This window comes from Pinirhizobacter sp. (assembly GCF_035317885.1).
Classification (GTDB): Bacteria; Pseudomonadota; Gammaproteobacteria; order Xanthomonadales; family Rhodanobacteraceae; genus Pinirhizobacter.
In genome coordinates this window covers 1-4,492 of the sequence record NZ_DATHFX010000292.1, presented here as the reverse complement: position 1 = coordinate 4,492, position 4,492 = coordinate 1, and the positions used below count along the sequence as shown (strand labels likewise).

Here is a 4,492-nt window from a genome sequence, read left to right as displayed (position 1 = left end):
CCCCGCCACCACGAAGCTTGCGAAGATGCCGATCGGCACGTTGATGAAGAAGATCCACGGCCAGGAATAATTGTCGGTGATGTAGCCACCCAGGATGGGGCCTGCAATGGGCGCCACCACCGTCACCATCGCCAGCAGGGCCAGCGCCATGCCGCGTTTGGCCGGTGGATAGATCGATATCAGCAGGCTCTGCGTGATCGGGTACATGGGGCCTGCCACCGCGCCCTGGATGGCGCGGAACACGATCAGCATGCCCATGCTCTGCGCCATGCCGCATAGCAACGATGCCAGCGAGAACAGCAACGTGGCCCAGACGAACAGCTTCGTTTCGCCAAACCGGCGGGTAAGGAAGCCGGTGAGGGGCAGGGCGATCGCGTTGCTCACGGCGAACGAGGTAATCACCCACGTGCTCTGGTTCGCACTGACGCCCAGGTTGCCCGCGATCGTCGGCAACGACACGTTGGCGATCGTGGTGTCGAGCACCTGCATGAACGTCGCCAGCGACAGGCCGATGGTCGAGAGCACGAGGTTCGGCGGAGCGAACGGTTTTGCGGCGAGCTGGGCTGACATGGCTTTCTTCAGGACTTAAGTTGGGTGGACGCAGCGAACGGCCGGTGGGCTCACTTCACCTTCATCGTCTGATCGTCACCCGTGGCGACGTTCTGGTGGATGATCGACTCGATCTCCTCGTTCGCCTTGACCATCTGCTTGTCGTAGACATCGGTGCTGAAGGCGGGCTGCGTCGGAGCTTGCTGCGCCAGCAGCGGGCCGCTCTGGTCGTGCAGGGTTACCGTGACCACGGTCGACAGGCCCAGGCGCAGCGGATGCTTGTCGAGCTCTTCAGGCTTGGTGAACACCACGCGCACCGGGATGCGCTGGACGATCTTGATCCAGTTGCCGGTGGCGTTCTGCGCCGGCAGCAACGAGAACGCACTGCCGCTACCCACGCCCAGGCTCTTTACAATGCCCGTGTAGGTCACCGAGCTACCGTAGGTGTCGGCCTTGATCTGCACCGGCTGGCCGATGCGCATCTTGCCGAGCTGCGTTTCCTTGAAGTTGGCGTCGATCCACACCTGATGCAGCGGCACCACGGCCATCAGCGCCGCGCCCGGCTGCACGCGCTGGCCCACCTGCACGCCGCGCTTGGCGATGTAACCATCCACCGGCGCCCGCAGGGTGGTGCGCACGTCCGCCAGATACGTTGAGCGGAAGCGGGCGGCCGCGGCCTGCACGTCGGGGTGCGAAGACACCACCGTATCGTCCACCAGCACGCGGCTGGTGTTGTACGCCTGGTTGGCCGAATTCAGCGCGCTCTCGGCGGAGGTCAGCGCGTCCTGCGCGTGCGAGAGTTCCTCGGCGCTGATCGCACCGGACTTGGCCAGGTCGCGGCGACGGTTGAAGTCGGCGCGGGCGCGGTCCACGGCGGTCTGGCGCACGGCCATATCGGACTTGGCGCTGTTGACGTTGTTGTACAGCCCACGCACCTTGCGCACCGTGTTGGCAAGGTCGGCACGGGCGCCGGCCAGCTGTACGTCGGCGTCGGAAGGGTCGAGCTTCACCAGCACGTCGCCCTGGTGCACCAGGTCGCCGTCGTCGGCACCGATGGAGGTGACGGTGCCGGCGATCTGCGGGGTGATCTGCACCACGTTGCCGTTGACATAGGCATCGTCGGTGTCTTCATACCAGCGGCCGTCGAAGTAATACCAGAGCCCGAAGGCGATCGCGGCCAGCACCAGCACAACCACTAGCAGGCGGAGGAAAAAGCCGCGGCGGCTCTTCGGGGGCGTGGCGCCGACGGCGCCGGGTGTGGCGGAGGTTTCAGTGGTCATCGTCGTGCAGCCTTAGGATTGAACGTGGTTGGGCATGTCGGTGGGCGCGACGTTGAAGCCGCCACCGAGGGCCTGGATGAGTTGGACGGAAAGATCCACGCGCTGGGCCACGAGGGCTGCCATGCGCTGCTGGGCCACCAGCAACTGCTGGCGCACGGTCAGTGCCTCCAGGTAGCTGCCAACGCCAGCTTTGTAGCGTTGCTGGGCAAGGTCGTAAGCCTGGCTTGCCGCATCCATCGCACGCTGCTCCGCGGCGATCTGGGTATCGAGCGACCCTAAGCCGGTGAGGTCGTCGGCGATGCCATTGAAGGCTTCCACCAGCACCTTGTTGTACTGGGCCACGGCGATGTCGTACTCGGCATCGACGTCCGCCAGGTTCGCCCGGCGACGGCCGCCGTCGAAGATCGGCAGGCTGATCGCCGGCGCCACTTCGTAGAACAGCGACTGCGCGCTGAAGAGGTTCTTGGCGCCGCCGCTGGCCAGGCCCGCCAGCGCGCCGAGCGTCACGTTGGGCATGAATTCCGCCTTCGCCGCCGTGATGCCGTGGCTGGCGGCTTCCACGCGCCAGCGTGCGGCGATCAGATCGGCACGGCGGCCGACGAGGTCGGCGGGGAGATTGTCCGGCACCTCGATGGCCAACGCATTGAGCGGATGCGGGCGCTCGATCGACAGGCCGCGATCCGGGCCCTGGCCCAGCAGCATCGCCAGCTGGGTCCGCGCCGTTTCCACGGCGTGGTCGGCCACAGCCACTTGCTGCTGCGCGCTGGCGACCAGTCCGTCGTCCTGCTTCAGCTGCAGCTGGCTGTCGACGCCCGCGGCCACGCGCTGGCCGGTGAGCTTGCGCGACTGGTTGGAGCGGTCGAGCTCGGCGTTGGCCACATCCTGTTGGGCGAACGCGTACCCCAGCTGCACATAAGCGCGGGCGATATTGGTGCTGACGAGAATTCGGGCCGCGTTGGCATCCACCTCGGCGGCGCGCGCCTTGCCCAGGGCCGCTTCCCAGGAAGCGCGCTTGCCGCCCCAGAGGTCGAGGTCCCAGTTGAAGCTGGCGTAGCCGTAAGGGGTCCAGGTGAACTTTCCACCGATGGGCGACGGGATCAGGTTGCTTGGCAGGCGTGCACCGGCAACGGAAGCGCCGGCATTGACGGTGGGCGCCCGCGCGGCATCGGCGGCGCCGGCCTGCGCAGCTGCCTGGCGGGCGCGCGCATCGGCGGTGGCCAGGTCCGGGTTGCCCTTCAGGCCCTCGTTGATCAAGGCACTGAGCTGGTCGTCGCCGAGGCTGGTCCACCAATCGGTCACGGGCCAGGCGGCCGGCGACACCTTGATGTTGGCCAGGGCCTTTTCACCGTGCAGCGAAGATGGTTCGGTGAGCTGGCCGTCCGGGTGCAGGCCGCCGCTGGAGGCGCAGCCGACCAGGGCCAGGAGCAGCGCAGTCGACGCCGCGAGTAGGTACGGACGCATAAGTGTTTGCCTAAGCAGAAGTTCAGTCTTTATCGCGAAGCACGTCAAGCATGCGTTGCAGGTAGTCGCGAAGCCGGTCGCGCTCGTCTTGGGAAAGATCGCGCTGCGCGTCTTCAAGCATCGCCTTGTGGGCGACGCTCATATGGGTCCAGATCGCTTCGCCGGCCTCGGTGAGTTCGATGCGCAGGGCGCGGCGGTCCTGTTCGTGTGGACGCCGGCGCAGATAACCCTTGGCCTCGAGCTGGTCCAGCAATCGCGTCATGGCCCCACCGTCCAGTTCCGAGGCCCGCGCCAGCTCCGTGGCGGACATCGGGCCAGCAGCGGCCAGACGCTTGATGACCAGGAACTGGGTGTAGCGCAGGTCCACGCCGAGGTCGGCCAGGGCCCGCTCCAGGCCTCGCACCAGCTCGCCCCGAACGATGGCGATTAGCTGGCCGATGCTGTCCATGTCGGGGGTATAGGCGCAGATGGGAACACTCATGCCGCGTATTCTATTGCCGAAAATATAGTTGTCAAGGCAAATATATGTTCGTCACCTAGTTGCCGCGACGCAGCATTCAGCCGGCGTTGGCCTCGACCCCCAGTTCGTCGGCAATCAGCTGGCTGAGTGCCGGATCGCGCACATCGAAGAGTTCGAACAGGCCAAGGGCCTTTACCGTTGGCAGTTGCGCCAACAAGCGGGCCTCGACCGCGCGACGGGTAGCCTCGGGCGTGGAGGGATCGAGCATGGCGTGGGCGCAGGCGACGAAGGTCGCCAGCGCCTCGACGTCGGGAGCCGGCTCTCGGGCCGGCAGGTGCAGGACATTCATCAAGACCATCCTTCGGTGGGGACGAGGGTGCTTGCCGACGGGTGAGCGTCGCAAAGGCTACGCTCGTCTGCGGATGTTCTGATATCGATAGGCGGCCAAGTTATGTCGTGATTCGGCCAAATTCCGGGCTTATGACTTGGCGTCGCGGTCTCGGAAAGCCGCCTCGCCAATGTCAGACACCTGGACCCACTTCTTGTCGGGCGCGGCATCTTCGACGTAGCTGTCGTGCCAGTTCCACCATTTGTAGGTCGGGGTCTGGGGATAGCCTTCGGGCGAATCTTCCCAGACCTCCTGGCGCCCCAGCGGCGTGAGGTCGAGGTAATTCCAGGTGCCACCCATCTGCTCGTCGCCGCGGTTGTTGATGAAGTACGTGCGGAACAGGCGGTCGCCGTC

The 4,492-nt window shown here is 65.8% G+C and carries 6 protein-coding genes; all 6 read right to left on the bottom strand.

Annotated elements, in window-relative coordinates; translation table 11 throughout:
- A partial coding sequence (locus VK519_RS09555; protein WP_324349321.1) for a DHA2 family efflux MFS transporter permease subunit occupies positions 1–570 on the bottom strand: 570 nt, incomplete at its 3' end.
- A 50-nt stretch (positions 571–620) separates the two neighbouring features.
- Positions 621–1,829 carry an HlyD family secretion protein gene (locus tag VK519_RS09550; protein ID WP_324349320.1) on the bottom strand — a complete coding sequence of 403 codons (1,209 nt, stop codon included), beginning with the start codon at positions 1,827–1,829 and terminating at the stop codon, positions 621–623.
- Between the two features lie 12 nt (positions 1,830–1,841).
- On the bottom strand, positions 1,842–3,290 hold the full coding sequence (locus VK519_RS09545; protein ID WP_324349319.1) for an efflux transporter outer membrane subunit: 1,449 nt from the start codon (positions 3,288–3,290) through the stop codon (positions 1,842–1,844).
- Positions 3,291–3,312: 22 nt separating this feature from the next.
- Entirely contained in the window at positions 3,313–3,771 is a 459-nt protein-coding gene (locus VK519_RS09540; RefSeq protein WP_324349317.1) for a MarR family winged helix-turn-helix transcriptional regulator, read from the bottom strand.
- Between the two features lie 76 nt (positions 3,772–3,847).
- The gene (locus tag VK519_RS09535) at positions 3,848–4,099 is read right to left on the bottom strand and encodes a hypothetical protein (protein ID WP_324349315.1); all 252 of its coding nucleotides are present in this window, start codon (positions 4,097–4,099) and stop codon (positions 3,848–3,850) included.
- Positions 4,100–4,228: 129 nt separating this feature from the next.
- A partial coding sequence (locus VK519_RS09530) for a DUF899 family protein (protein WP_324349313.1) occupies positions 4,229–4,492 on the bottom strand: 264 nt, incomplete at its 5' end.

What these genes read in the sequence shown, in the direction of transcription:
- VK519_RS09540 (WP_324349317.1), bottom strand. Translation starts at nt 3,771, where the DNA reads ATGAGTGTTCCCATCTGCGCCTATACCCCCGACATGGACAGCATCGGC.
- VK519_RS09535 (WP_324349315.1), bottom strand. Translation starts at nt 4,099, where the DNA reads ATGAATGTCCTGCACCTGCCGGCCCGAGAGCCGGCTCCCGACGTCGAG.
- VK519_RS09545 (WP_324349319.1), bottom strand. Translation starts at nt 3,290, where the DNA reads ATGCGTCCGTACCTACTCGCGGCGTCGACTGCGCTGCTCCTGGCCCTG.
- VK519_RS09550 (WP_324349320.1), bottom strand. Translation starts at nt 1,829, where the DNA reads ATGACCACTGAAACCTCCGCCACACCCGGCGCCGTCGGCGCCACGCCC.